Origin of the sequence: Alistipes sp. cv1 (assembly GCF_900240235.1) — a bacterium.
Classification (GTDB): Bacteria; Bacteroidota; Bacteroidia; order Bacteroidales; family Rikenellaceae; genus Alistipes_A; species Alistipes_A hominis.
In genome coordinates, this window is the sequence record NZ_OEPW01000009.1 from 19,181 (window position 1) to 43,411 (window position 24,231).

The 24,231-nt window shown below is 55.0% G+C and carries 21 protein-coding genes and 1 tRNA gene; 15 read left to right on the top strand and 7 right to left on the bottom strand.

Features of this window, described 5'->3' with window-relative positions; genetic code table 11:
* Positions 1 to 44: 44 nt before the first annotated feature.
* The 4 genes from C1A08_RS12615 to C1A08_RS12630 all read left to right on the top strand — a co-directional run bounded on the left by C1A08_RS12615 (position 45) and on the right by C1A08_RS12630 (position 5,642).
* A complete protein-coding gene (locus C1A08_RS12615) occupies positions 45 to 755 on the top strand; it encodes a class I SAM-dependent methyltransferase (RefSeq protein ID WP_101573947.1) in 711 nt (236 codons plus the stop codon).
* Positions 756 to 1,394: 639 nt separating this feature from the next.
* Complete coding sequence (locus C1A08_RS12620) at positions 1,395 to 3,206, top strand: hypothetical protein (RefSeq protein ID WP_101573949.1); 1,812 nt, start codon at positions 1,395 to 1,397, stop codon at positions 3,204 to 3,206.
* 160 nt (positions 3,207 to 3,366) lie between these two features.
* Positions 3,367 to 4,239 carry a ComEC/Rec2 family competence protein gene (locus C1A08_RS12625; protein ID WP_101573951.1) on the top strand — a complete coding sequence of 291 codons (873 nt, stop codon included), beginning with the start codon at positions 3,367 to 3,369 and terminating at the stop codon, positions 4,237 to 4,239.
* 80 nt (positions 4,240 to 4,319) lie between these two features.
* Positions 4,320 to 5,642: a hypothetical protein gene (locus C1A08_RS12630; protein ID WP_257937128.1), complete on the top strand. Its 1,323-nt coding sequence runs from the start codon at positions 4,320 to 4,322 to the stop codon at positions 5,640 to 5,642.
* A 68-nt stretch (positions 5,643 to 5,710) separates the two neighbouring features.
* Here C1A08_RS12630 and C1A08_RS12635 read toward each other — a convergent pair whose 3' ends face one another.
* Positions 5,711 to 6,883 carry an FN3 domain-containing metallophosphoesterase family protein gene (locus C1A08_RS12635; protein WP_055205095.1) on the bottom strand — a complete coding sequence of 391 codons (1,173 nt, stop codon included), beginning with the start codon at positions 6,881 to 6,883 and terminating at the stop codon, positions 5,711 to 5,713.
* Positions 6,884 to 7,173: 290 nt separating this feature from the next.
* Between C1A08_RS12635 and rbsK the strand changes: the two genes are divergently transcribed.
* Genes rbsK through C1A08_RS12655 form a run of 3 tightly spaced genes read left to right on the top strand, consistent with a single transcriptional unit; the run spans position 7,174 to position 9,865 of the window.
* A complete protein-coding gene (gene rbsK / locus C1A08_RS12645) occupies positions 7,174 to 8,100 on the top strand; it encodes a ribokinase (RefSeq protein WP_101573955.1) in 927 nt (308 codons plus the stop codon).
* Between the two features lie 26 nt (positions 8,101 to 8,126).
* A complete protein-coding gene (locus C1A08_RS12650; RefSeq protein ID WP_101573957.1) occupies positions 8,127 to 9,128 on the top strand; it encodes a GRP family sugar transporter in 1,002 nt (333 codons plus the stop codon).
* A gap of 53 nt (positions 9,129 to 9,181) precedes the next feature.
* Complete coding sequence (locus tag C1A08_RS12655) at positions 9,182 to 9,865, top strand: hypothetical protein (RefSeq protein ID WP_101573959.1); 684 nt, start codon at positions 9,182 to 9,184, stop codon at positions 9,863 to 9,865.
* A 7-nt stretch (positions 9,866 to 9,872) separates the two neighbouring features.
* On the opposite strand, the gene ispG is transcribed toward C1A08_RS12655, so the two are convergent.
* Entirely contained in the window at positions 9,873 to 11,468 is a 1,596-nt protein-coding gene (ispG, locus tag C1A08_RS12660) for a (E)-4-hydroxy-3-methylbut-2-enyl-diphosphate synthase (RefSeq protein ID WP_101573961.1), read from the bottom strand.
* 77 nt (positions 11,469 to 11,545) lie between these two features.
* Between ispG and recG the strand changes: the two genes are divergently transcribed.
* The 3 genes from recG to C1A08_RS12675 all read left to right on the top strand — a co-directional run bounded on the left by recG (position 11,546) and on the right by C1A08_RS12675 (position 15,621).
* Positions 11,546 to 13,657 carry an ATP-dependent DNA helicase RecG gene (gene recG, locus C1A08_RS12665; protein ID WP_101573963.1) on the top strand — a complete coding sequence of 704 codons (2,112 nt, stop codon included), beginning with the start codon at positions 11,546 to 11,548 and terminating at the stop codon, positions 13,655 to 13,657.
* Between the two features lie 96 nt (positions 13,658 to 13,753).
* Entirely contained in the window at positions 13,754 to 14,575 is an 822-nt protein-coding gene (locus C1A08_RS12670; protein ID WP_070103329.1) for a DUF3108 domain-containing protein, read from the top strand.
* Between the two features lie 41 nt (positions 14,576 to 14,616).
* The gene (locus tag C1A08_RS12675; RefSeq protein ID WP_055205100.1) at positions 14,617 to 15,621 is read left to right on the top strand and encodes a hypothetical protein; all 1,005 of its coding nucleotides are present in this window, start codon (positions 14,617 to 14,619) and stop codon (positions 15,619 to 15,621) included.
* A 307-nt stretch (positions 15,622 to 15,928) separates the two neighbouring features.
* Here the strand turns inward: C1A08_RS12675 and C1A08_RS12680 are convergent, their stop codons facing one another.
* On the bottom strand, positions 15,929 to 16,795 hold the full coding sequence (locus C1A08_RS12680; RefSeq protein ID WP_055205101.1) for a UbiA-like polyprenyltransferase: 867 nt from the start codon (positions 16,793 to 16,795) through the stop codon (positions 15,929 to 15,931).
* Positions 16,796 to 16,856: 61 nt separating this feature from the next.
* Here C1A08_RS12680 and lepA point away from each other — a divergent pair, with 61 nt between their 5' ends.
* The 3 genes from lepA (at position 16,857) to C1A08_RS12695 (ending at position 20,359) form a co-directional block, all read left to right on the top strand.
* A complete protein-coding gene (gene lepA / locus C1A08_RS12685) occupies positions 16,857 to 18,644 on the top strand; it encodes a translation elongation factor 4 (RefSeq protein WP_101573965.1) in 1,788 nt (595 codons plus the stop codon).
* Positions 18,645 to 18,812: 168 nt separating this feature from the next.
* Positions 18,813 to 18,885, top strand: a tRNA-Gly gene (locus tag C1A08_RS12690).
* 253 nt (positions 18,886 to 19,138) lie between these two features.
* Positions 19,139 to 20,359, top strand: coding sequence for a site-specific integrase (locus C1A08_RS12695; RefSeq protein WP_101573967.1), 1,221 nt, complete (start codon positions 19,139 to 19,141; stop codon positions 20,357 to 20,359).
* A gap of 210 nt (positions 20,360 to 20,569) precedes the next feature.
* Here C1A08_RS12695 and C1A08_RS12700 read toward each other — a convergent pair whose 3' ends face one another.
* On the bottom strand, positions 20,570 to 21,037 hold the full coding sequence (locus C1A08_RS12700) for a hypothetical protein (protein WP_101573970.1): 468 nt from the start codon (positions 21,035 to 21,037) through the stop codon (positions 20,570 to 20,572).
* Between the two features lie 31 nt (positions 21,038 to 21,068).
* Entirely contained in the window at positions 21,069 to 21,719 is a 651-nt protein-coding gene (locus C1A08_RS12705) for an SLOG family protein (RefSeq protein ID WP_101573972.1), read from the bottom strand.
* A gap of 501 nt (positions 21,720 to 22,220) precedes the next feature.
* On the opposite strand from C1A08_RS12705, the gene C1A08_RS12710 reads away from it, so the two are divergent.
* Entirely contained in the window at positions 22,221 to 22,490 is a 270-nt protein-coding gene (locus tag C1A08_RS12710) for a helix-turn-helix domain-containing protein (protein WP_257937132.1), read from the top strand.
* A 41-nt stretch (positions 22,491 to 22,531) separates the two neighbouring features.
* On the top strand, positions 22,532 to 22,732 hold the full coding sequence (locus tag C1A08_RS12715; protein ID WP_257937134.1) for a helix-turn-helix domain-containing protein: 201 nt from the start codon (positions 22,532 to 22,534) through the stop codon (positions 22,730 to 22,732).
* Positions 22,733 to 22,768: 36 nt separating this feature from the next.
* Here the strand turns inward: C1A08_RS12715 and C1A08_RS12720 are convergent, their stop codons facing one another.
* On the bottom strand, positions 22,769 to 23,071 hold the full coding sequence (locus C1A08_RS12720) for a helix-turn-helix domain-containing protein (RefSeq protein ID WP_101573976.1): 303 nt from the start codon (positions 23,069 to 23,071) through the stop codon (positions 22,769 to 22,771).
* 3 nt (positions 23,072 to 23,074) lie between these two features.
* On the bottom strand, positions 23,075 to 23,242 hold the full coding sequence (locus C1A08_RS12725; RefSeq protein WP_101573978.1) for a helix-turn-helix domain-containing protein: 168 nt from the start codon (positions 23,240 to 23,242) through the stop codon (positions 23,075 to 23,077).
* Between the last annotated feature and the right edge of the window lie 989 nt (positions 23,243 to 24,231).

Below are 24,231 nucleotides of genomic sequence, written 5' to 3' on the forward strand. Positions count from 1 at the left end.
ATGAATGTCTGGGTTTTCCGGATATGGAATTCAATTTATAAGATATGCGGGAAAAATCGAGTGTGGAAGAGATTCGGGAACGCTTCGATCACGATGTCGAGCGTTTTTCGAATTTGCAGAGCGGACAGGTTTCGACTGTCGATGCGGCGTTGTCGCTGGAACTGATTACCGAAGCCGCGGCGCGTCTGACGCCTTTGGCGACGGATCTGCTAGACGTGGGCTGCGGGGCGGGAAACTATACGCTCAAAATGCTTTCGAAACGGCCGGGGCTTCATTGCACGCTGCTCGACCTGAGCCGCCCGATGCTCGACCGGGCCGTCGAACGCGTTTCGGCCTGTTCGGCCGGCCGGGTCACGGCGGTGCAACGGGATGTCCGCGAGGCCGATCTGGGCGAATGCCGGTACGATATCGTGCTGTCGGGAGCCGCGCTGCATCATTTGCGCGGGGACGAGGAGTGGCTGACCGTGTTCGCCCGGTTGTACCGGAGCCTGCGTCCGGGCGGCTGCCTGATGATTTCCGACCTGGTCGCGCAGCAAACGGAGGTACTTTCCGCCTATTTTCGGGAGCGTTACGGCGATTACCTGACCGTTCTGGGCGGAACGGAGTACCGCGACAGGGTGCTGGCTTACGTGGAGCGGGAGGATTCTCCCCGGCCGTTGAACTACCAACTCGACCTGATGCGCGAAGTCGGTTTCCGCGAGGTGGAGATCCTGCATAAGAACGTATGTTTTGCGGCTTACGGCGGGGTGCGGTAACCGACGATTGCTCCTGTCCGTTTTTTCGTCCGGGAGATTTCGAAGAACTCCGGAGGAAAAGAGGATGCCGATTCTCTCGTTTTAATCCCGTTTTTGTCTTTTTGCGGAAAACGAAAAAAGGCGGGTCGTGTATTCCAGGCGGTGAAAAACGGGCTGTAAATCCCGTTTCGGTTTTGTTTTTTACGGAAAATGCGAAAAAAGTAATGAAAATGTAACGGGAATTTGTTGTTTATTTAGAAAATTAAATCTAATTTTGAAAACAGAAGTTCGTAAAAGAGGATAGAGCGAACGAAAAAGCGTCGTAACGGCGGCGATTTGTTCCGGTTTGCGAAAGTAATGAACCGAGTAAAAGTAAGAGGCGCTCTCTGTAACGGTAAAGTGCGGTTTTTGTATATTTTTAATAAATTATGAAAAACGTGGATGGCATTTGTTTTTTAACGGTTGTTTTTTTTGAAATTCGAACGGGAGAAAAATCTTTTTTAGGCAGCGCAGCTTAACCGTTTAAGTAGCAGTAATGGCGGACCGGGCCGCGAAAAAAGCAACGGATTGAATACGAGACGATACCGAATGGAGTAACAAACATAATCTATTAACCATTAATTACTTTTGGCAGAAATGCCGCTTTAAAACTTTATGCGTATGAAAAAGTATTTATTGTTGTTGGCGTCAATCGCCACGATGGGGTTCGCCGCTACTTCGTGTAGCGACGAGAAGAACGACGGCGGGGAGGACCCTGATCTGACGACTCCGATCGAGTTGTCCGGCGTCGTGATCCCGACTTTCCAGGAATCGATGAAGGGAGCCAATGTCACGATCCAGGGCAAAGGTTTTCTCGGTAAGGACAAAATCGCCCTTACGCCCCGTCCCAGCGGTACGGCCGTCGAGATCGCTCCGGCGGAAATTACGGCTTCCAAGCTGGTGTTCAAGTTCCCGAGCGATCTGGCCACCAGCGAAGAAGGTTGGACGCTGACGCTCAAGCGCGGTACGCAGAGCAAGGAAATCGGCACGATGATGCCCGAAGATCCGGAAGACCCCGAACTGACGACGCCGATCGAACTGTCGGACGTGGTGATTCCCGATTTTACCGAATCGATGAAAGGCGCCAGCGTTACGATCGACGGCAAAGGTTTCCTCGGTAAAGACAGGGTGGAACTTAAACCCGTTTCGGGCGGCGATGCCGTGGAGGTTACCAATTCCGAAGTTACCGACGCCAAACTGGTGTTCACGTTCCCCGACGACTTGGCCATCGACGAACAAGGCTGGACGCTGACGCTCAAACGCGGTACGCAGAGCAAAGAGTTCGGTACGCTCAAACCGGTCGATCCGGCGGACGATCCCGATCTGAACACCCCGATCGAACTCGCTTCCCTGTCGCTTCCTTCTTTCGTGGAATCGATGGTAGGAGGGAACGTGACGGTTACCGGCCGCGGTTTCCTGGGCAAAGATAAAATCGTTCTCCAGCCCCGGTCCGGCGGCGACGCCGTAGAGACCGTATCCGGCGAGATTACCGACGCCAAACTGGTGTTCGCGTTCCCCGCCGACCTGGCTGTCGATGCCAAAGGCTGGGTGATGACGCTCAAGCGCGGTACGCAGACGCAGGAACTGGGATGTTTCCGTTCCGCGGTAGGACGCTTTATGGTTCCCGATGCCGCATTCCGCGAATATTTGCAGAGTCTCGTTCCGGACAATAAGTACCTGTTCGACGAAAAGGGCAACGCTTACAAACCCGATGCGGCCGAAGTCGTATTCCCGGACGAAGTGAAATACGAATCTACTTATAAGACGCTGAACCTTATCGATAAAGCGGTGACTTCGGTGGAAGGCTTGGAAGGATTCCCGGATGCTGCGAACATCAAATTCTTCTCGCTGGACAATTCCAAGTTGCAGTCGCTCGACATGACGTTGTTCCCCAACTGCGAAAGACTGGAAGCCCGGAATACGGGAACGCTCGAAACCGTGAATTTCGGCGCCGTGGGAGTCGCTCCAGCCAACGAATTGCGGTATCTGCATCTGAACGGAAACAAAATCAAGAGGCTCGACGTCAGCAACGTTGTGAAGCTTTGCGAACTGACGATCATGGACAACCCGCTCGAATACCTCGATATCCGCAACATGATGGCCAATGCCGACGGATACATGTATTTGTGGAAAAAACCGGGTCGCGCGGCGGTTAATTTCGAATTTACCGAAGATACTTCCGTGGAACGTACGCTGAAAGTGGAATATTATTGGTGGAGATGCGTTTCGCAGGCCAATGTCGATACGGTGGGCGCCGAGCTTACCTGGGTGACGGATAACCCGGCCATCGATGCGCTGAATGCCGGCGTAATCGTTGAATGTTGGACCTATTGGGGCGAAAACGGGCAACCGCAGACCCTGATGCACACGCACAACAAGAACGGCGAGAACCACGAGATATGCGATTTGTATCCGGGTTCGCTCCATCCTTAACCGCGGAGATCGAAACGCTTTAAAACTGAAAAGAATGTCCGTGAGAACGGACATTCTTTTTTCCGATTTTTTTTGAAATATCCGTTGCGGATTCCTGAAGCCGGCCGAAGGCCGGAATGCACGGGGAACGGACGGAAAAAATTCGTTACACGATTTCGATATGAAGAACAAATTGATCGTATGCCTGCTGTGCGGCCTGATGTCCGTCTCTTTCACAGCGGCTAAAAAGCCCGGTTTCGCCGTATGGCAGCTTTGCGCCCAGGGGCCTTCCCAGATGAATTCCTACGTGTTCGTGACCGACCGGGGACGGGTGGTCGTGCTGGACGGGGGAACCGCTGCGGACGCGCCTTTTTTGCGGGGATTCGTGGCCGCCCTGGGCAACCGCGTCGATAAATGGATCGTCACCCATCCGCATGTGGATCACATGGGGGCGCTGACCGAAATCCTGAAAGATCCTCGACAAATGATTATCGACACGGTTTATCAGTCGCCGATGACCGACGAGCAGCTCCGCACGGACATGAACCGCAAAAAGCTTGCGGACGCTTACTACGAAGCGCTCCGGGATTCCGGCCTTCCGGTCGTAAACCTGACCGAGCCGGGACTCGAGATGAAGATCGACGGCATGAACCTGAAAGTGCTCGGCGTCGCCCATCCGTCCATCCTGACGAATGCCTACAACAATGCGAGTATCGTGCTGAGGGTGTGGGACCGGAAAAAGTCGATGGTCTTTCTGGGCGATACCGGCGTCGAGAGCGGCAAAATGCTGCTCGAAGGTCCTTACAAACCCCTGTTGGATTGCGATTACCTGCAAATGGCGCATCACGGCCAGCAGGGATGCGACGAGCATTTCTACAAATCGATCCGGTTCCGCGCCTGCCTGTGGCCTACGCCGCTGTGGGTATGGAACAACGATGTGGGCGAAGGTTTCGATACGGCCTACATGAAAACGATCGAGACCCGCCGCTGGATGGACGAGATCGGCATTACGGAACATTATATCAGTTGGCAGGGGATCGTGAAGATCGAGTAGGGGAATCTGCGGCGCGCGCGCCGTTTGGCCGCTTTGCCCGGCGGATAGCCCCGTTTTAACCGAATAAACTACTGATTGGCATGAAAAAATTGTTTTACTTGTGCGCGGCTGCGGCCGTCCTCGTTTTCTCGTGCGGCAAGGACGAAACGTCTTCGAAGGGCGGCGGCGGGCAGCGGCCCGCTCCTCCGGATACCACCGCCGTAACGCCTCCGGATACGACCGGCCGGCCCGATCCGGATCCTTTTCCCGAAAAGCTGCCTTCGCCGGGCCGGATTCCGATCGTCGCCTGGCACGGAGTGCGGGCGAGCCAGGTTAGCGTAGCCCGTTTCCGGGAAGCCGCCGAACTGGGCATCACCGTGAATTACACCCGTTTTTCGGATACCGAGACGGCTTGCAAGGCGCTCGAATACGCCGGGCAGGCCGGCGTGAAGCTGATCGTCGAGTGCGATGCGCTGTATTCGGATACCCGGCGCGAAGCGGCCGTGAAAAAACTGATGAGGTATCCGGCCCTCGAAGCCTATTTCTGCAAGGACGAGCCGCTGTGCAGCGAGTTTCCGACCATTGCCCGGATGATGAACGCGGTCCAGGCCGTCGACCCGGATCACTACTGCTATGCGAACCTGTTCCCGGCCGGGCCTGCGGAGCATTTGCAGGCCTTGGGCGTCGCTACCTACCGGGAGTACGTGCAGCGCTACTTGAACGAGGTGCCCGCCGCTTTTCTGTCGTTCGACGAATATCCGTTGGTGACTAATCCGGGTTCTTCGGTGCGTCTGATCAAAGACACTTGGTACGAGGATCTCGAAATCGTTGCCGACGAGGCCCGGAAGGCGAATAAGAAGTTTTGGGCTTTCGCGCTGACATGCCCTCACGTGGTGTATCCCGTTCCGACTTTGTCCGATCTGCGGTTGCAGTTGTACAGCGATCTGGCTTACGGGGCGCAGGTGCTGCAATACTTTACTTATTGGACGCCGACGGTGTCGGGCGACTGGAATTATCGGATGGCGCCGATCGCCGAAGACGGAGCCCGTACGGCGACGTACGATCTGGTGAAAACCGTGACGAGTGAAATTCAGCGATTGAGCGGCGTTTTCCTCGGAGCCAGGGTTGTTTCCGTACGCCATACGGGGACGTCCGTTCCGAAAGGAACCGTTCGGCTGACCGACCTGCCCGAACCGGTCAGGCGACTGGAAACCGAGGGAAGCGGAGCGGTCGTTTCACAGTTGGAAAATCAGGGGTATACGTTCCTGGTGATCGTTAACCGCGATCCGAATACTGCCATGGGGCTTCGTTTCGAAGCGGAGAGCCGGGTACGGCAGGTACTGAAGAACGGTTCGATCGTGCCGGCGGACGACATTACCGAGATGACGGTCGATCCGGGCGACGCCGTGATCTACATGTGGTAGCGGGTTCCTTGTCCGCATATACGGCTTCTTTTTTCGAGTGACGGCTCCGTGTCTTTTCGGCTGGCCGGCTATTGTTTGGCTTTCAGCGTCAGTTCCTGAACAACCTGTTTTTTAGTATCTTTGACCTTCAGGTTCAGTGCGTCGGCCGTCGCTTCGACTTCGACCGCCCGGTCGTTCGAGTTGATCAGCACCGGGAAATCGCATTCGGTTTGGCCGGCCGGCAGGTAGTGGTACGAATGCAGGTGGCCGCACAGCATCAGGTCGATCCCGGCGTCGTTGAGCACCGGCAGGAAATGCTTCTTGACGTCGAGCGGCCCGTGCCACGTGCTGTTGACCGGCGGAACGTGTATGATCGCCACCTTGAACGGGGCCGTGCGGAACGCTTCGCTCGCGACGGTTTCCTTCAGCCAGGCCACCTGATCGGCGCGGTAGCGGTCGAAGTCGGACAGCCCGTAATATTCGATGTCGCTGTCGGGCTTGTCTTCTCCGCCGTCCATCACGACGAAAAATACGGGCCCCTGGCGGAATGCGTAATACGGTTCGCCGGTCGGGGTGGGGAAGTAGTCGAGGTAATGATCCGAGAACAGGCCGCGCGTTTCGTGGTTGCCGCGTGCGAACAGGAACGGGATTTCGGCGGCGAACAGTTCGGTCGAACGGCGCAGAAAGCCGTCGATCAGTTGTTGTTCGCTGCTCATGTTGTTGACCATGTCGCCGTTGAAAAAGACGAAGTCGCGCTGCTCTTTTTTGACGTCCGACAGCAGCGTCGCCAGCATGTCGCTGTTTTCATGGATGTCGTTGACCACGGTGAACGATACGCTCTGCTGCGCGGCGTCCCGCGTTTTGAAGCGGTACGGTTTTTTGCGGTAGACGTCCGAGCAGATCGTCTGTCCGTAGCTGACTTTGTACGGTTGCAGTTCGGTCACTTCGCGCGAGCATACTCGGTAGCGGTAAAACGAGGCGGGCTTCAGTCCGGTGATCCGCACCGTATGCAGTCGTCCCACCGTCCGTTTGCCGAGCTTGGTCTGGTAATACTGCGGGCGTTCTTCGGCGTAGAAGTGGTCTTCGCCGTCGGGTGCGGCTTCGACCCACGACAGCGCGTCGGCGGAGGTTCCCCAGATTACGGTGGCTCCGTCGGCCGTCACGTTTTGTAGATAGGGGCCGAAGGTGATCTGAAACGGAGTTTGCGCTCCGGCCGACAGGCCGAGGAAAAGCGCGGTAAGTAAAATGCAAAATTTTTTCATGACGGGTTGTTGTTCAGGTTGGATTTGTCCGGGCAAAGGCGGCAGGCCTTTTGCACGGGTCGGTAAAATTAGCAAAAATGGCCGGAAAAATCCAATTCCCGCGGCAAAATTCCGGAATTCCGCTCTCGGCGGCGTCCGGAAGCGGATGCTACGGACGGTGCGGAAAAGCTGTCCCGGCGGTCGCTTTTTGCAATCGGTCCGTTTTTTGGGAGTTTAAATATTCGGCGTCCGGGTTGCTTTTTCGGAAAATAGAGTTTAACTTTATCAAATCAATCTAAAATAGTGTCGCGATGAATGGGTTAAGAAAAGGAAAAATTCTGGTGGTCGGCAGTACCAATACCGATATGGTGGTCAGAACCGAACACCTGCCGCGGCCGGGGGAAACCGTACTCGGCGGAACTTTTTTGATGAATCCCGGCGGCAAAGGGGCCAACCAGGCCGTTGCGGCGGCCCGGCTCGGGGCCGACGTGATTTTCGTTTGCAAGACCGGCAACGACATGTTCGGCATCACCACCCGCCAGCAGTTGGCTCAGGAGGGCATCGATACCCGTTTCGTGTTCATCGACGATCATAATCCGTCGGGGGTGGCGTTGATTTCTGTCGACAGCCGCGCCGAAAATACGATCGTCGTGGCTTCCGGGGCCAATGCGAATTTGCTGCCGCTGGACGTGGCCAAGGCCGAAACGGCGTTGGATGATTGCGATATCGTGCTGATGCAGCTCGAAACGCCGATGACGACGATCGAATACGTAGCCGCCGAAGCCGCCAAACGCGGTAAGCGGACGGTGCTCAATCCGGCTCCCGGCGCTGCGCTGTCGCCGCAATTGCTCAAAAGTCTTTACCTGATTACGCCGAATGAAACCGAGGCCGAGATCATTACGGGTATCCGGATCCACAATGCCGAGACCGAAGCCGAAGCGGCCCGCAGGATACGGGCGATGGGCGTGCAGAACGTGATTATCACGCTCGGTTCGCGCGGGGCGTATATCTGTAACGACCGGTTCGACGAAACGGTTCCGGCGCAGAAAGTGCGGGCGGTCGATACGACGGCAGCCGGGGACGTATTCAACGGGGCGCTGGTCGTCGCGCTGTCCGAAGGCAAAAGCCTTGAGGAAGCCGTGCGTTTCGCAAGCCGCGCATCGGCGATTTCGGTGACTCGCATGGGGGCGCAGTCGTCGATTCCGTATCGCAGCGAAGTCGATCGTTTCGTTCCGTAGCATGTCGAACTTTTAAAAACGAAATTATGTATATCGTAAACAATTACACGTTGGCCGTGATTTTCTGCGTCGTCACGATGATCTGCTGGGGATCGTGGGGAAATACGCAGAAACTGGCCGCCAAAACCTGGCGTTACGAATATTTTTACTGGGACTATGTGATCGGGTTGCTGCTGTTTTCGATCCTGTCGGCTTTTACGCTCGGTAGCGTCGGCTCCGAAGGGCGCAGTTTCCTGCCCGATCTGGCGCAGGCCGACTGGAGCAATATCGGTAGCGCGCTGCTCGGCGGCGTGGTGTTCAATGCGGCGAATATTCTGCTGGCGGCGGCTATCGCGATCTGCGGACTGTCGGTGGCGTTCCCGGTCGGGATCGGGCTGGCTTTGGTGCTCGGCGTGCTGGTCAACTATTTCGGGGCCGCGAAGGGCGCGCCGTTGTTCATTTTCATCGGGGTGGCGCTGATCGTCGTAGCCATCGTACTGAACGGACTGGCCTACCGGAAAATGCTGACCGGCTCGAAGAAGGTTCCCGCCAAGGGGATCGGGATTTCGATCGCAGCGGGCGTAATCATGGCTTTCTTTTACCGTTTCGTCGCGGCGTCGATGGATCTTACGAATTTTGCCGATCCGGCTCCCGGGAAGCTGACGCCCTATACGGCCGTATTCGTCTTTGCCGTGGGAGTGTTCGCCAGCAACTTTATCTTCAATACGATTGCGATGAAACGTCCGGTCGAGGGCGAGCCGATCTCGATCGGCGGCTATTTCCGGGGCAGTGCGAAGACGCACCTGGTCGGTATCTTGGGCGGTGTGATCTGGTGCGTCGGTCAGTCGTTCAGCATGATCGCTTCGGAACAGGCCGGGGCTGCGATTTCCTATGGACTGGGGCAGGGAGCCACGCTGGTCTCCGCCATGTGGGGTATCCTGGTCTGGAAAGAGTTCAAAGGCGCTCCGAAAGCGTCCGACCGACTGAATGCCTGGATGTTCGTGCTGTTTATCATCGGGCTCGGGTTTCTGATCTACGCGGGAGCTTGAGCGGAAAGCTGGCATCGAAGCACTAGCCTAAGAATAGATCCCGATGAGCACGATTGCGAAAAAGTTATTTTGCCTGGGGATTTATCGGATTGCTTTTGTCGTTGAAGGTGCGTAGCGACGCGTATGCTACCATTTACGACGCCGATAGATTCGTCAAATGTCCGAAGTGCGGTCGTATTTGGTGCGAAATTAGTTGGAGTTCGGACAATACGTTTAATTCGACGCTATGGTCGGATGGGAAGCTCGATGCGCCGATGCTGCCGTCGTTTGTGCAGTGGCCGGCCTGCGGAGAGTTTTTCTATCCGAAAGACAACCATCGTGAGCTTTCACAGCAGCAGGCCGACAAGGTCGAAAAAGAGTATACGAAAGCGCTTAGTTTTAGTCAGTGGGTAAGAGCGTTTCCGTTGATCGGGGACAAAAAAATAGCTTACTGGGGTATCTGGCATACTTATAACGATTTTCTCCGCAGCGGAGATAAGGCTTCGTACGATCGGTTACGCAATGTATTTGTTCTTTATGCGTCGAAATTTATCGACGAACTTGATTCGACGCGGGACAAAGACCGTCTTTTCAAAGCCGAATTGTGCCGCGAAATCGGCAGGTTCGACCGGTGTGTCGAATTGCTCGACTGTAAGCAGTTTCCCGATAATATGAAATCTTTTGCTGATAAAGTAAAACAGGCGGCCCTGCGCAAGGACCGCGTTTTGTTCAAAGTCTTCGAGCCGCAAAAAAAGTAAGGGGGAATCAACGTTCCATTTGCGACTTCTCGATCAGTTCGAGCAGCGCGTCGATGGCCTGCTCTTCGGGGATGTTGCGGCGTACCACTTCGCGGCCTTTGTACAGCGTGATCCGTCCGGGGCCGGAGCCTACGTAACCGTAGTCGGCGTCGGCCATTTCGCCGGGTCCGTTGACGATGCACCCCATCACGCCGATCTTCACGCCGACCAGGTGTCCGGTGCGCGCTTTGATCGCGGCCAGCGTTTTTTCGATGTTGTATAATGTCCGTCCGCAGCTCGGGCAGGCGATGTATTCGGGTTTCGAAATGCGTACCCGCGCCGTTTGCAAGATGTCGAGGCTCAGTGCGTCGATTTCGCTTTGCGGGATGGCCGGATTGAAGTTCTCGATCCGAATGGCGTCGCCGAATCCGTCCAGGAACAGCGGGCCGAGATCGGCCGCCGCTTTGATTTGTAAAACTTCCGGATCGCTTTCGTCGTACGTGCGTTGGATAATGACCGGGTTGGTCAGCCCGCGTCCGGCCATCGTCAGCAGCGCGGCCCGCTGCTCGGCGATGCCGTTGAGGTTGTTTGTTTTCAGCAGCACGATGCGTCCCCGGGGAATCCGGTCGACCGTCCGGATATCGGCTTCGAACAGCGTTTCGCGGACGGCGGCCGGGATTTCGCTCCAGATCGCAACCTGTGCGTCGCCGCCGATACCGCCGATTTTTTCGGACGGGCGTTTGCGGTAGCTGTAAGGCGAATACAGGGATTCGTCTACGGCAGGGATCGGCGCATGGTTTTCGCGGCCGGCGAAATAGTCCGCCAGCATCCGCGCCACCGGAATCTCGCGTTCGGGGGCTTCGGTCAGCGAAACGCGGATCGTGTCGCCGAGCCCGTCGGCCAGCAGCGCGCCGATGCCCGCAGCCGACTTGATCCGTCCTTCGCGGTCGTTGCCCGCTTCGGTGACGCCCAGGTGCAGCGGATAGCGCATCTCCTCGGCGCGCATGGCCGCCGCCAACATCCGGTAGGCCTGCACCATCACGCGGACGTTGCTCGATTTGACCGATAGCACCACCCGGTCGAACGCCGCCGCGCGGCAGCGGCGTAAGAATTCCATCGCCGAGGCGACCATTCCCTCGGGCGTATCGCCGTAGCGCTCCATGACGGCCGGGGCCAGCGAACCGTGGTTGACGCCGATACGCAGCGCGGCTCCCCGTCTTTTGCAGATGGCCAGCAGTTCGTCGAACTGACCGCCCTTGTCGTTGAAGTTGCCGGGGTTGATCCGTATTTTCTCGACATGCTCCGCCGCGACGAGCGCCGCCGACGGCAGAAAATGGATGTCGGCCACCAGCGGAACACGGCATCCGCGCCGGTCGAGTTCGGCGCGGATGGCGCCGAGGTTTTCGGCCTCGCGGCGGCCCTGCGCCGTCAGGCGTACGATTTCGCCGCCGGCGGCGGCGATCCGTTCGGTCTGCGCGACCGAAGCGGCGGTGTCGTTCGTGTCGGTATTGGTCATCGACTGGATACGGATCGGGTTGTCGCCTCCGATAGCGGTGTTTCCTATCTGAACGGCAACGGTTTCCCGCCGGCTGTACCGGGTCAGCGAATCGCAAAATTTCTCCATGGAGCGTTTAAATTTTTCGCAAAGTTACGAAACTCTGCCGCAGATTCGGTATCTTTGATCCAAATTCGCGACGGAAGATGGGTTATATTCTCGACAACGACGTCAAGTTTCTCACCGGAGTGGGGGAGCGGCGCGCCCTGCTGCTGCAAAAGGAGCTCGGTATCCGCACGCTCGGCGACCTGCTCTACTACTTTCCGTTCCGTTACATCGACCGCAGCCGCATCTGGCGCATCGGCGAGATCGCCGACGATTCGCTGACTTATATCCAACTCCGGGCACGCATCACCGGTTTCCAGCATGTAGGTTCCGGGCCGAAGAAGCGTTTTATCGCCGTCGTTGCCGACGGTAGCGGTACGGCCGAACTGGTGTGGTTCAAAGGGATCAACTGGATCGAAAAACGGCTCGAAGCGGGGCGCGAATACATTATTTTCGGACGGCCCGCTTTTTTCAACGGCGCGCTGAACCTCGTGCATCCCGAGGTGGAATCCGTGCTCGAACAGGCGAACCGTTTCCATGCCGAAGTGCAGGGAGTGTACAGTACGACCGAAAAGCTGAACAACGGGCAACTGGGCACGAAGGCGATCTATACGCTGATGTGCAATCTGTGGCCGCAGGTCGAGGGACATCTGCGCGAGACGCTGCCCGGGGACGTGATGAGCCGTTACGGGTTGGTGCCGTTGCGCGACGCGCTGTACAACATCCATTTTCCGACTTCGCAGCAGGCGTTGCGGGCGGCCGAATACCGGCTGAAGTTCGAAGAACTGTTCGGCATCCAACTGAATATACTCCGTGAGCAACGCGGTCGGAAAGCCCGTAACGACGGGTTTCTGTTTCCGGCGGTCGGTCGCTTTTTTAACGGTTTTTACAACGAAAAACTGCCGTTCCCGCTGACCGGAGCGCAGAAGCGGGTAATCCGCGAAATCCGGCAGGATACCGTCACCGGCCACCAGATGAACCGGTTGCTGCAGGGCGACGTGGGCAGCGGCAAAACGCTCGTCGCGCTGATGAGTATGCTTCTGGCATGCGACAACGGTTTTCAGGCCTGCCTGATGGCGCCGACCGAGATCCTCGCGACGCAGCATCATGCCACGCTGTCGCGGATGCTCGACGGACTCGGCGTGCGGGTGGAGTTGCTGACCGGATCGACCCGGAAAAGCGAGCGGACGGCGTTGGCCGAAGACCTGCTTTCCGGCGACGTGCATATTCTGGTCGGGACCCATGCGCTGATCGAGGATACGGTGCAGTTCAAAAACCTCGGGTTCGTGGTGATCGACGAGCAACACCGTTTCGGCGTCGAGCAGCGGGCGCGGCTGTGGAACAAAAACCGCCGGCCGCCGCACGTGCTGGTAATGACCGCCACGCCGATCCCGCGTACGCTGGCGATGACGTTGTACGGCGACCTGGACGTGTCGGTGATCGACGAACTGCCGCCGGGCCGCAAGCCGATCCGGACGCTGCACTACCGCGATGCGCACCGGTTGCAGGTGTTCGGTTTCATCCGCAACGAGATTAAGAAAGGCCGTCAGGTCTACATCGTCTATCCGCTGATCAAGGAATCCGAAAAAATGGATTATAAAGACCTTGAGGACGGTTATGCCGGTATTACGCAGGCGTTCCCGCCGCCGGAGTACGTGACGGTGGTCGTGCACGGCAAGATGAAGCCGGCCGACAAGGACTACGGCATGAACCTGTTCAAGCAGGGCGTCGCGCACATCATGATCGCCACGTCGGTGATCGAGGTCGGCGTCGACGTGCCCAATGCGTCGATCATGGTGATCGAGAGCGCCGAGCGGTTCGGACTGTCGCAGTTGCACCAGTTGCGCGGGCGTGTCGGACGCGGCGGCGAACAGTCGTACTGCATTCTGATGAGCGGCGACAAACTATCGTCCGATTCGCGCAAGCGGCTCGCGGCGATGGTGCGGACGACGGACGGTTTCGAATTGGCCGAGATGGACTTGCAATTGCGCGGTCCCGGCGATCTTTCCGGGACGCTGCAAAGCGGTTTGGCCTTTGATTTGAAGATAGCGTCGCTGGGTAAGGACGGGCAGATCCTGACGTTGGCGCGCGATGCGGCCGAACGGGTGCTGGCCGACGATCCTGAGCTTGCGAAGCCGCAAAACAAGCTGTTATGCGAATTGGCGGCAAAATATGTTTCGAAAAAAGAGACGGATTTCAGCATGATTTCATAACTTTCGGCGCGATTATCCGTTATTTTTAGGACGGAATACGCGCAGTCGGGTGATTGCGGATCCGGTTACGGAGAATTGAACCGTGGGGAAAATGTTATGAGACGATTTTTTTATCTGTTTGTGTCGGCCGTAGCGATGGCCGTTCAACTTCGGGCGCAGGATGCGTTCGACGGCAGGGCGTTCGGCGACGGCGAACGGTTGGAATATGCGGTGAGTTACAAAGTGTCGTTCGTGATGACCGACGTGGCCGAAGTGATTATCGCCACGTCTTCGAAGGATTACAAGGGGCAGCAGGCTTTTCAGGTCGATGCGCTCGGCAAGACCTATCCGTTTTACCGTTGGTTTTTCGATTTGAACGATCAGTATGTCAGTATTCTGGATTCCGTAACGCTGCGTCCGCTGGAGTTGCAGACCGAGATCCGCGAAGGCAAGTACCGCTATTCCAGCAGTTTTGTTTACGATTGGGATCAATACGTGGTGAACAATACCTTCCGGAACCATAAGAACGAGAACAGCAACCACAAACAACTGAAGCTCATCGACGGCAGTTACGATGCGCTGGCGCTTTTTTTCAATCTGCGCGGGTCGGATCTGAGCGAGTTGGAGAAGGCCGGCGGAGCCGGGACGATGAACCTTGTACTGGAGGATACGATCCGCGTGATCCGTTACAAGTTGCTCGGACGCGAGAACAAGAATGTCCGCGGTACCGGGAAATTCCGGACGCTGAAGTTCCGCTGCCAGATGGCCACTTCGACCGGCGAGTCGTTCGAGGACGGCAACGAGTTCACGCTGTGGATCACCGACGACCGCAACCGGATTCCGGTTTACGTCGAGTCGCCGATCCGCGTCGGTTCGATCCGGGCGCGGCTGCTGAAGTACGAAAATCTTAAATACCCGCTGGATAGCAAAATAAATTAAAAAGTTATTATATTTGCAACTGAAAGATATCTTTTGACGTTATGGAAGATTACAATCAACAGCAGCCGTACAATAACCAGGGTTACGGGAATCAGAACTACGGTAACCAAAACTATGGCAACCAGAACTACGGAGGCCCGAATTACGATTACAACAACAATTACGATCCTGGATACGACGGCGGCGGCCCGAACAAGTCGGTCAAAGGATTGAAGATCATGATTATCATCATGGCGGTGATCCTGGTGGCGCTGTCGGCGATCTACTTTATGCAGGTCAAGCAGATGCAAGAGGATTTCGCCATCGAACGGGATACGCTGACCAGTCAGCTCACTTCGCTGCTGAACGATTACGACACGTTGAAAACGCTGAACGATACGCTTTCGGTTCATTACGAGGGCGAACGGCAGAAAGCCGATTCGCTGTTGCAGACCCTGCAGAAGGAGCGCCGTCTGAGCTATGCGAAAATCCGCGAATACGAGAAAAAAATGACCTATATGCGCGAGGTGATGACCGGGTACATCCGTCAGATCGACTCGCTCAATACGATCAATAAAAAGTTGGTCAGCGAAAACAGCTCGATCCGAAAGAAAATCCTGGATTACCGCCTGCGCGCCGAGTCGGCCGAGGAGAAATCGCAGGAGTTGTCGACGAAGGTGCGGCAGGGTTCCGTAATCCGGGCGCGCGACATACGCCTCGTGGCGCTCAGTAAGTCCGACCGCGAAGTGTCGCGTGCGAACCGCGCGGAACGGCTCCGGGTCGATCTGGTGCTGGTAGGCAACGAACTCTCCACGCCGGGCGAGCGGAACGTTTATACGCAGATCATCGGCCCCGACGGCTATCCGCTGGTGAACGGCAGCAACGCGCTGTTCGATTTCGAAGGCAGTTCGATCACCTATTCGGCGATGCGTTCGGTAGATTACCAGAACAATGATCTGAATGTAAGTCTCTTCTATAACGGGCCGGGGATTACCAGCGGGAAATACCAGGTCAAGATCTATACCGACGGGCATATGATCGGTTCCAGCGAGATTTCGCTGCGATAAAGAAGAATAATCATATAGAAACGGGCGGGAAGTCGATACGGCTTCCCGCCTCGTTTTTTGTAGGTTCGTTCGGGGGGATACTCGGGAAACAAAGGTCGGGCCGCGGAGGTGGGATATGCGTTGCATCGGTTTTTTCTCCTTTGCAGATATCTCTGCCCATAGACTTGCCGGGGAAGATCGGAATGCGGCGGTTCTACGGGAAAGGCGCGGACGATCCTTTCGTTCGGGAGTTCTCGGAACGGACAGGTTTTGTCCGGCCGGCTCGTTTATTTGCCGTCGGCCGGCGTATGTTTCCGGCAGAAGCGTTTTAGAAACACAGGTCGGCGATCGTGAAAGCGGCGTAGCAGACGCTGGCAATGCCGTTCGTCGTTCCGAATGCCAGACCGATCCGGGAGAGGTTCTTCGGAGACACCAGCAGGTGTTGGAAGATCAGCAATCCGACGAACAGTCCCGCGCCGATCCAGTACAGCGTGCCGCCCCCGTAATACAGTCCGGCGACGACGACCGCGTAAACGCTGATCAGGTGCAGCAGAATGCTGATCAGGATGCCTCCCCGTACGCCGAAACGCGCCGGGATCGAGTGCAGCGAATGACTGCGGTCGAACTCGACGTCCTGCAGGGCGTAGATCACGTCGAACCCGCCGCACCAGGTGATGACCAGTCCGGTCAGCAGGACGGGGAAGACGGCTATTTCGCCCGTTACCGCGATGTAAGCGCCCACCGGAGCGATTCCGAGCGCGACGCCCAGCACGATGTGACACCAGGCCGTAAAACGTTTTGTAAAACTGTATCCGATCAGCACCAGCAGTGCTGCCGGCGAGAGGAAAAAAGCCAGCCGGTTGATCCACAGCGCGACGGCCAGGAACAGCGCCGCGTTGACGATCACGAAGATCAGCGCCCGGCGCGGGGTGATCACGCCCGCCGGGATCTCCCGGTTGCGGGTGCGCGGGTTCAGCGCGTCGATCCGCCGGTCGGCATACCGGTTGAATCCCATCGCCGTGTTGCGGGCGAACACCATTGCCAGCAGTACCTTTACGAGCAGCAGCAGCGAAAATTCCGCATCGGTCGTTTGCAGCGCATAGGCGTAGCCGACCAGCGCGAACGGCATGGCGAAAATCGTATGGCTGAACTTGACCATCGAGGCGTATCGGGAAACGGTTTGCGGACGAATCATAAGGGTGTTTTTTTCAGGATTCGCAAAAATAACTAACTTTGCGTAGCTTTAAAAAGAATGTATGAAGAATATCCGGAATTTTTGTATCATAGCCCATATCGACCACGGTAAAAGCACGTTGGCGGACCGTTTGCTGGAGATGACCAAGACGCTGACCGCGCGCGAGTTGCAGGCGCAGGTGCTCGACGATATGGAACTGGAGCGGGAGAAGGGGATCACCATCAAGAGCCATGCGATCCAGATGGAGTATGCCTATCGGGGCGAGAAGTACGTGCTGAACCTGATCGATACTCCGGGGCACGTCGATTTCTCGTACGAGGTATCGCGTGCGATCGCATCGTGCGAGGGGGCGTTGCTGGTGGTCGATGCTACGCAGGGGATTCAGGCTCAGACCATTTCGAACCTGTATCTTGCGCTGGAGCACGATCTGGAGATTATTCCGGTGCTGAATAAGATCGACATGGACGCTGCGATGGTCGACGAGGTGAAGGACCAGATCGTCGACCTGCTCGGGTGCGATCCCGACAGCATTCTGGCCGCTTCGGGCAAGACCGGACAGGGCGTCGAAGAGGTGCTCGGAGCCATTATCGAGCGTATTCCGGCTCCGCAAGGCGATCCGCAGGCTCCGCTGCAGGCGCTGATTTTCGACTCGGTGTTCAATCCGTTTCGAGGCATCATCGCCTATTATCGGATTTTCAACGGCTCGCTGCGCAAGGGCGAGCGTGTCAAGCTGTTCAATACCGGCAGCGAATATTCGGCCGACGAAGTGGGCGTACTGAAACTCAAGATGGCTCCGCGCGACATGATGAGTACCGGCGACGTGGGATATATTATTTCCGGGATCAAAACCTCTGCCGACGTCAAGGTCGGCGATACGATCACTGCGATTGCCAATCCGTGCAAGGAAGCCATCGCCGGGTTCGAGGATGTGAAACCGATGGTTTTTGCGGGACTCTACCCGGTCGAGACCGACCAGTACGAAGATCTGCGCGCTTCGCTCGAAAAACTGAACTTGAACGACGCCTCGCTGACTTACGAGCCCGAATCGTCGCTGGCCCTCGGGTTCGGTTTCCGCTGCGGTTTCCTGGGGTTGCTGCATATGGAGATTATTCAGGAGCGTCTGTATCGCGAATTCAATATGGACGTCATCACGACCGTGCCGAACGTGTCGTACAAGGTGCATACCAGTAAGGGCGAAGTGATCGATGTGCACAATCCGTCGGGGCTGCCCGAACCTACGCTGATCAGTTCGATCGAAGAGCCCTATATTCTCGCTCAGATCATTACGAAAGCCGAGTTTCTCGGCAGCGTTATCAAACTCTGTATCGACAAGCGGGGAACGCTGCTCAACCAGGTTTTCATCACGCAGGATCGTGTCGAGGTTAATTTCGACATGCCGCTGGCCGAAATCGTGTTCGATTTTTACGATAAGTTGAAAAGCATTTCGCGCGGTTACGCATCGTTCGATTATCACCAGACCGGTTACAAACCGAGCAAGCTGGCCAAACTCGACATTCTGCTGAACGGCGAGCCGGTCGACGCGCTGTCGTCGCTGACCTACGTCGATCATGCTTACGATTTCGGCCGAAGGATGTGCGAGAAGCTCAAAGAGTTGATTCCGCGTCAACAGTTCGATATCGCTATACAGGCTGCCATTGGCGCTAAGATCATCGCCCGCGAGACGGTCAAAGCGGTTCGCAAGGATGTGACGGCCAAGTGTTACGGCGGCGATATCAGCCGCAAGCGCAAACTGCTCGAAAAGCAGAAAAAGGGGAAGAAGCGGATGCGCCAAGTCGGTAACGTAGAAGTTCCGCAGGAAGCGTTCCTCGCCGTGCTGAAAATGGATTGACGTTTCGCTCCGGGAAAAGCGGTTTCTTCCGGGCTGTCCGTACCGGCGCCGACGGTTCGTAAACGGGGATGCCGACAGCCGGGTTGCCGTTTTTTGAGAAAATGCGTTGTTTTTGTCTGAAAATACTTGCTAAAACGGATAAAAAAACGGATATTTGCAACGCTCAATGCGGAAATAGCTCAGTTGGTAGAGCATCAGCTTCCCAAGCTGAGGGTCGCGAGTTCGAGTCTCGTTTTCCGCTCTTAAAGCCTTGATAAAGAGGCTGCAAAAGACAGAAAAATCCTTATGTATCAATGATATGTAAGGATTTTTTCTTTTTAGTCCCCTGAAAGGGAAAGCAGGAAAAAGCAGGTTCGCATAGCCTTAATCGTGACCTATTAGGCCCGAACCGGAAATAGGTCACGAATAGCGACTATTTCGCTGTCCTGCTGAATCTTATACCGTTGCATTTCTATGCTGCAAACGTAGTTTTACAAACCTAAAACCGCAGCAGTATGGAAAGAAAAACGTTCAGCGTCGTTTTCTTTTGCAAGAAAACGAAAGTTACCCGAAAAGGAAAGGCCCCGATCTACGCCCGCATTACCACGCAGGGCGTATCGACCGAGATTTACACCCAGTGCCAGATCGAACCGCAGAAGTGGAACCAACGGGCCGAACGCTCGCTGTTCCGCGATCAGGTATCGCAGCAGATCAACGACATCGTAGCCAGTTACCGGGCCAATATTCTGGCCGCTTACGACCAACTCATCAGGGAAGGCCGGGAACCGAACTGTTTTGCCATCAAACAACGCCTCGACAACCCTCATTCCGGGATGCGGATGTTTCTGGCCGAACTGGACAAGTATTGCGACAAACGGCAGAAAGAGGTCGGCGTCCGCATTACCCAACTCACGGCGAACAAATACCATCGCCTACTCCGCTATTTACGGGAATACACGCAAGCGCAATACGGCAAAGAGGATATTTCGTTGGAACAGGTAAGTTACGAGTATATCGACGCCTTCAACACGTTCCTGCAAACGGCGCATAACTGCCATCACAACGGAGCCGTCAATCTGTTGGATTGCATGAAAAACTTCATGCTCTATTGCCAGCGGAACGAATGGATCGAAAAGAATCCGTTTCAGCACTACAAGTTGAAAGAGCAGCACAACAAAGCGAAAGACCACCTGACCAAAACGGAACTCGATACGCTGATCCGAAAACAGATGCCCAACGAACGTTTGGAACGCATCCGCGACGTGTTCGTATTCTGTTGCCTGACAGGACTGGCCTTTACCGACGTGGATCATCTGCGGAAAGAACATCTTTCGACCGATGACAAAGGAACGGTCTGGATTCACAAACCCCGCGAAAAGACCGCCGTAATGAGCCGTATACCGCTACTCTCCTACCCGGTCGAATTACTAAAGAAATACGAGCACGACACGGAATTGCAGGCCAAGGGCAAGCTACTGCCCGTGCCGAGCAACCAGAAGATGAACAGTTACCTGAAGGAACTGACCGTGATCTGCAACATCGACAAGAACCTGACGACGCATTGCGCCCGACACACATTCGCCTGCCTCGCTATCGAATATGGGATGCCGATCGACGTCATCGCCAAAATCCTCGGCCACACCAATACGAATATGACGCGGCATTACGCGAAGATTTCGGAGAACAACATCAGCCGTGAAATGATGAAAATAGGCAACCTGATGAACCGACCGTAAAAGAGTATAAACTGCACGCGGTCAGGGCAATAAAAAAGCGGGGGCTTCCGGGATTTTTGGCGATCCCCGAAGCCCCCGCTTTTTTATTGAACGCCTACGGTTCGTTACGCCGTATCGTATGGTATTTACGAATCGTTCCGACAATGTTTCCAACCCGGCTCAGCGGGAAGCGTCCGCAGATTCCTGCACATCCTTTCCATCCCGGCGGCTTTATAGCTGTAAAATGCCGAGTCTTTGAACGGCCTCTCTTAGCAGCGGGAGCATTTCGGGCAGGGCTTTGAAATGCAGAATAGGAAGCGGTATGAAAAAATAATTCCGCTTCTGCAGCTCCACGATATAATGCAGGGTTTCCTGAAACAGAAAGAAATCTTCGATGATCTTTTCGGAGGGTGTCCGGTACGAATCGTCTTTGAGCTTGGCGGCATAAATCTGGTCGTGATAACCGTAGGCGCACGAATAAACGGCGAACGGCAGGGTGCTGTCCGGATCGGCCTTCCCGTGGGCCATGTCGGAAAGTAATTGCTGCGGATCGGGCGCGACCCATGCCAGCAGCAAATCGTCGGGAATGTAGCCATATCCGACGGTCGTAACATCGTGGTTCCTAAAAAATGCGACGCTTCGTTTATAATAAGCGACAGCGACCGACGAACCTTTGAATTGTGTTTTTTTTGTTTTCATAATTTTTTATATAAAATGAGTGTTCTGGCGTTTATCTGATCTTCATAATTTCGGTAATCAGCCGGTCGTTTACATTGTGGTTATACCGGCGGGCGGCCCGGTGTCCGCAGATATTCAGTATTTGCATTTCCCGGTTCCGGGCATCGAAAACCGTACTGGCCGTGCCGCCGGATTCGCCGTTGAAGTAACAAACCAGCATCGAGGCGTGGTCGAGCATCGCCCGGTTGCGGTCGATATAATCCCGGTTGGACGTATAGCGGTCGTACAGGCAAATGCTGTGATCCGTTTCGTCCATGATCTCGTAGTATAGTCTTTTGTCTGAATCCGGGTACTTCACTTCCTGTCCCCGGAACGGCATAACGGCGATCAGCCGCACACCGGGAAAGTCCGCTTTTACCGACAGCACGGCCCACGCCGCCCAGAGGTCGAAGCCCATCGCCATGCCGCACAGGAATGTGTCGTACCCCTGAGCGCACAGTAGCCGCACGGCCCGTTCGGTGCGGGCGATAACGATCTGCTGTACCCGGCGGCGGTTCTCTCCGCGTGCCGAGGCATATATTTTATAGGAACGGTGTCCGGTAAAAGCCACTGTCCGCGCGGGATCAATAAAAGTTCCGAATGTTCGATCATCTTGTAGAGCCGCTTCCAATTTGCATTGGTCGTTCTTTTCACGGCTTCTCATTTTAAGATGCGATCGAAAGGTTGAAGATGCCGAATGACGGCGAACCGCTTAGCGATAATGTCTTGTATTTGCACAGGCATGGATGCAGAATTTAAATAGGTTGGAAAATATGCGCCCACGATACCGCCGTTGCAGAACAGATTTGTCTTGTGCAGGGATAAAAAAAGAAGGCGCGGTGTCAGCTCCTTTTGGCAGGTCTTTGGGAACCTTGAATCGGAAGCTGTCCTGCGCCCAAGTTAGTCCTACCCGTTTTCGGGTAGAACATAACGAGGACTGACAACTTTTATACCCGATTCAAACAACCTCCGAAGAGGCCCCAAAGTTTGCCAAAAGTATGAAGAGTTGTTTACCTTATTTATAATGCGATCAATGCCGCTATGTAGTGTTATTCAAATACAAAAGTAACATAATTTTTTGTTTTTTATTAATGAAGTCTGTTATCGCAGACCTACTCCGTTATCAAAAGCAAATATATATAAAATAAATTTCAATGACAAATACATGAAAGTAGAATATGTCATTATTCAGGTTCTTTGTTATATGAGAAAGCAAAGACGCAATGACATATTACTCGGGATGATCGCGAAAAAGCTTGTCGATCTGCGTGAAAACGAAAATCTGTCACAACAGAAAGTTTATATTCATACCGGAATAGACATGGATATGGTCGAACGGGGAGAGTATAATATTACGTTGAGTACGCTTGCCGATCTTTGCGATTATTATAACATATCATTGGAAGATTTCTTTAAAGGCATGCCTAATCCATAAAGAATAAAATTATGAATAATCAAAGACATAATGAATTCTTGATGACCCAAGTGGCGAAAAAGCTGAAAGAGTTGCGAAGTGTGAAAAAATTGACGCAAGCAGAAGTTTACCGACAAACTAAGATACATATAGGGCGCATAGAATCGGGAAATTCTAATATTACAATGAGTTCTTTATCCGAGTTATGTAAATTCTATCAGATTTCTTTTGAAGATTTTTTCAAGGAGATTAGAACGAAATAAGAAACGGCGGACTGAAAAGTCCGCCGTTTCGTTTGTTTACCGCTCCTTGTTTGATCGGTAGTTCTGTTTCAACACTTCCCGTATTCCCGCTTCGGGATAGAGGAACACCCGCCCGCTGACCGCCGTGTAAGGGATCTGCCGCGTGTCGCGGAGCGTCTGGAGCGTCCGGGGCGAAAGGTGCAGATACTGGCACACCTCGCCCCCGCTGAGGTAACGTTCTTTGCGGATCGACGGCGTGTAGTTGTCCGCCGCCGTTTTCATAGCCCGTTCGGCCTCGCCGATCAGCGCGAAGGCTTGCCGCACTTCGTCGCTGTCCATCGTCAGATAATCCAATGCCATCGTTTACGCTTTCTTCCGTTTGGTTTTCGATTCCAGATAGGCCGCCACGTCCGCCTCTTTGTAGAAGTATTTGCCGCCCACGCTGGAAAAGGGAATGATCCCCCTTTCGCGGTAGGTTTGCAGCGTCCGTTTGCCGATGTCCAGCATGAAGCACACATCCTGAGAGTCGATTCAGCTACTGTCCGTCCCCGGAGCGTATTTGCGTTCCAACTGCCGCGCCTGCGCCGACAGCGATTCCAGTTTCCTGACGAGGGCTATTCATACCTTCTCGTCGATGCAGATTGCATTCATAATTTAAAGTTTTAAGTGAATAAATAAGTAATTTATGTAAGGCTTCCGCCCGTTACAATAGTAACCGTTCTTGCGTTCGCTTAGTACACCCTGTCCCCCGTAGTCCCTTCCAGACCGTTCGGGGCCGTCCGCGCGGCCAATATAAGCCGGTTTTCCGCATACCCGCCGCATCCGCTCCCCCGTGTCGTGTAAAGTCACGTTTTGTCCGGAATTGACCGAATTGAATTCCGAAAAAAACGAATCGCCCCCCGGAATCAACCGTTTAAATAGATCGGTAACAAGCTATTCGGATAGCTAAATAGCTAAGTATCTAACCATCTTTCCGGCTATCCGGAAATCTTTGCAAACGGACATCCGTGTGTTGTGTCGGCGCGTTTGCCCGTGTGTAGTCGTGTAGCGTCCGACTACACGCACGCCGTTTCGCCTCGCATGCCGTATTCGCCGTGTACCCCTGTTTCCGTTCGTCCGTACAAATAAAGCGCGCGAATCGGCGGATTGTTTACCCCTTCCGACTGTTTCCGGTTATTTCCGGCGGTTTTGCCGTTCGCATCCTTGTTTGCCTGCCGGATCGGAAAGATAAAGCGTCCGGCAGCAATCGTGTCCGTACCGGGTGCGGGGCGAAATAATCCGCTCGGTACGTTCGTATCTTTGCTGAAACCTAAAACGCAATCTTATGCCGATGCAACTTTATTTCCCCGCCGACGCTTCCCGCGTTCCGGCATGAAGGGCAGCGCAAGCCCCTGCTCTGAATCCCGATCTTCACACCTGGTCCGTTTCGGGCTACTGAATCCCGTTCCGCTACCGCCCGTTCTCCGGCGGGAGCACCGATGCCGCACGTCCCGCACTCGCCGCCCTTTGTTCGCGCCGAC

Bases quoted from the DNA above. Each gene is read 5' to 3' on its own strand.
- C1A08_RS12615 (WP_101573947.1), top strand. From the start codon at position 45: ATGCGGGAAAAATCGAGTGTGGAAGAGATTCGGGAACGCTTCGATCAC.
- C1A08_RS12620 (WP_101573949.1), top strand. From the start codon at position 1,395: ATGAAAAAGTATTTATTGTTGTTGGCGTCAATCGCCACGATGGGGTTC.
- C1A08_RS12625 (WP_101573951.1), top strand. From the start codon at position 3,367: ATGAAGAACAAATTGATCGTATGCCTGCTGTGCGGCCTGATGTCCGTC.
- C1A08_RS12630 (WP_257937128.1), top strand. From the start codon at position 4,320: ATGAAAAAATTGTTTTACTTGTGCGCGGCTGCGGCCGTCCTCGTTTTC.
- C1A08_RS12635 (WP_055205095.1), bottom strand. From the start codon at position 6,883: ATGAAAAAATTTTGCATTTTACTTACCGCGCTTTTCCTCGGCCTGTCG.
- rbsK (WP_101573955.1), top strand. From the start codon at position 7,174: ATGAATGGGTTAAGAAAAGGAAAAATTCTGGTGGTCGGCAGTACCAAT.
- C1A08_RS12650 (WP_101573957.1), top strand. From the start codon at position 8,127: ATGTATATCGTAAACAATTACACGTTGGCCGTGATTTTCTGCGTCGTC.
- ispG (WP_101573961.1), bottom strand. From the start codon at position 11,468: ATGGAGAAATTTTGCGATTCGCTGACCCGGTACAGCCGGCGGGAAACC.
- recG (WP_101573963.1), top strand. From the start codon at position 11,546: ATGGGTTATATTCTCGACAACGACGTCAAGTTTCTCACCGGAGTGGGG.
- C1A08_RS12670 (WP_070103329.1), top strand. From the start codon at position 13,754: ATGAGACGATTTTTTTATCTGTTTGTGTCGGCCGTAGCGATGGCCGTT.
- C1A08_RS12675 (WP_055205100.1), top strand. From the start codon at position 14,617: ATGGAAGATTACAATCAACAGCAGCCGTACAATAACCAGGGTTACGGG.
- C1A08_RS12680 (WP_055205101.1), bottom strand. From the start codon at position 16,795: ATGATTCGTCCGCAAACCGTTTCCCGATACGCCTCGATGGTCAAGTTC.
- lepA (WP_101573965.1), top strand. From the start codon at position 16,857: ATGAAGAATATCCGGAATTTTTGTATCATAGCCCATATCGACCACGGT.
- C1A08_RS12695 (WP_101573967.1), top strand. From the start codon at position 19,139: ATGGAAAGAAAAACGTTCAGCGTCGTTTTCTTTTGCAAGAAAACGAAA.
- C1A08_RS12700 (WP_101573970.1), bottom strand. From the start codon at position 21,037: ATGAAAACAAAAAAAACACAATTCAAAGGTTCGTCGGTCGCTGTCGCT.
- C1A08_RS12705 (WP_101573972.1), bottom strand. From the start codon at position 21,719: ATGAGAAGCCGTGAAAAGAACGACCAATGCAAATTGGAAGCGGCTCTA.
- C1A08_RS12710 (WP_257937132.1), top strand. From the start codon at position 22,221: ATGAAAGTAGAATATGTCATTATTCAGGTTCTTTGTTATATGAGAAAG.
- C1A08_RS12715 (WP_257937134.1), top strand. From the start codon at position 22,532: ATGACCCAAGTGGCGAAAAAGCTGAAAGAGTTGCGAAGTGTGAAAAAA.
- C1A08_RS12720 (WP_101573976.1), bottom strand. From the start codon at position 23,071: ATGGCATTGGATTATCTGACGATGGACAGCGACGAAGTGCGGCAAGCC.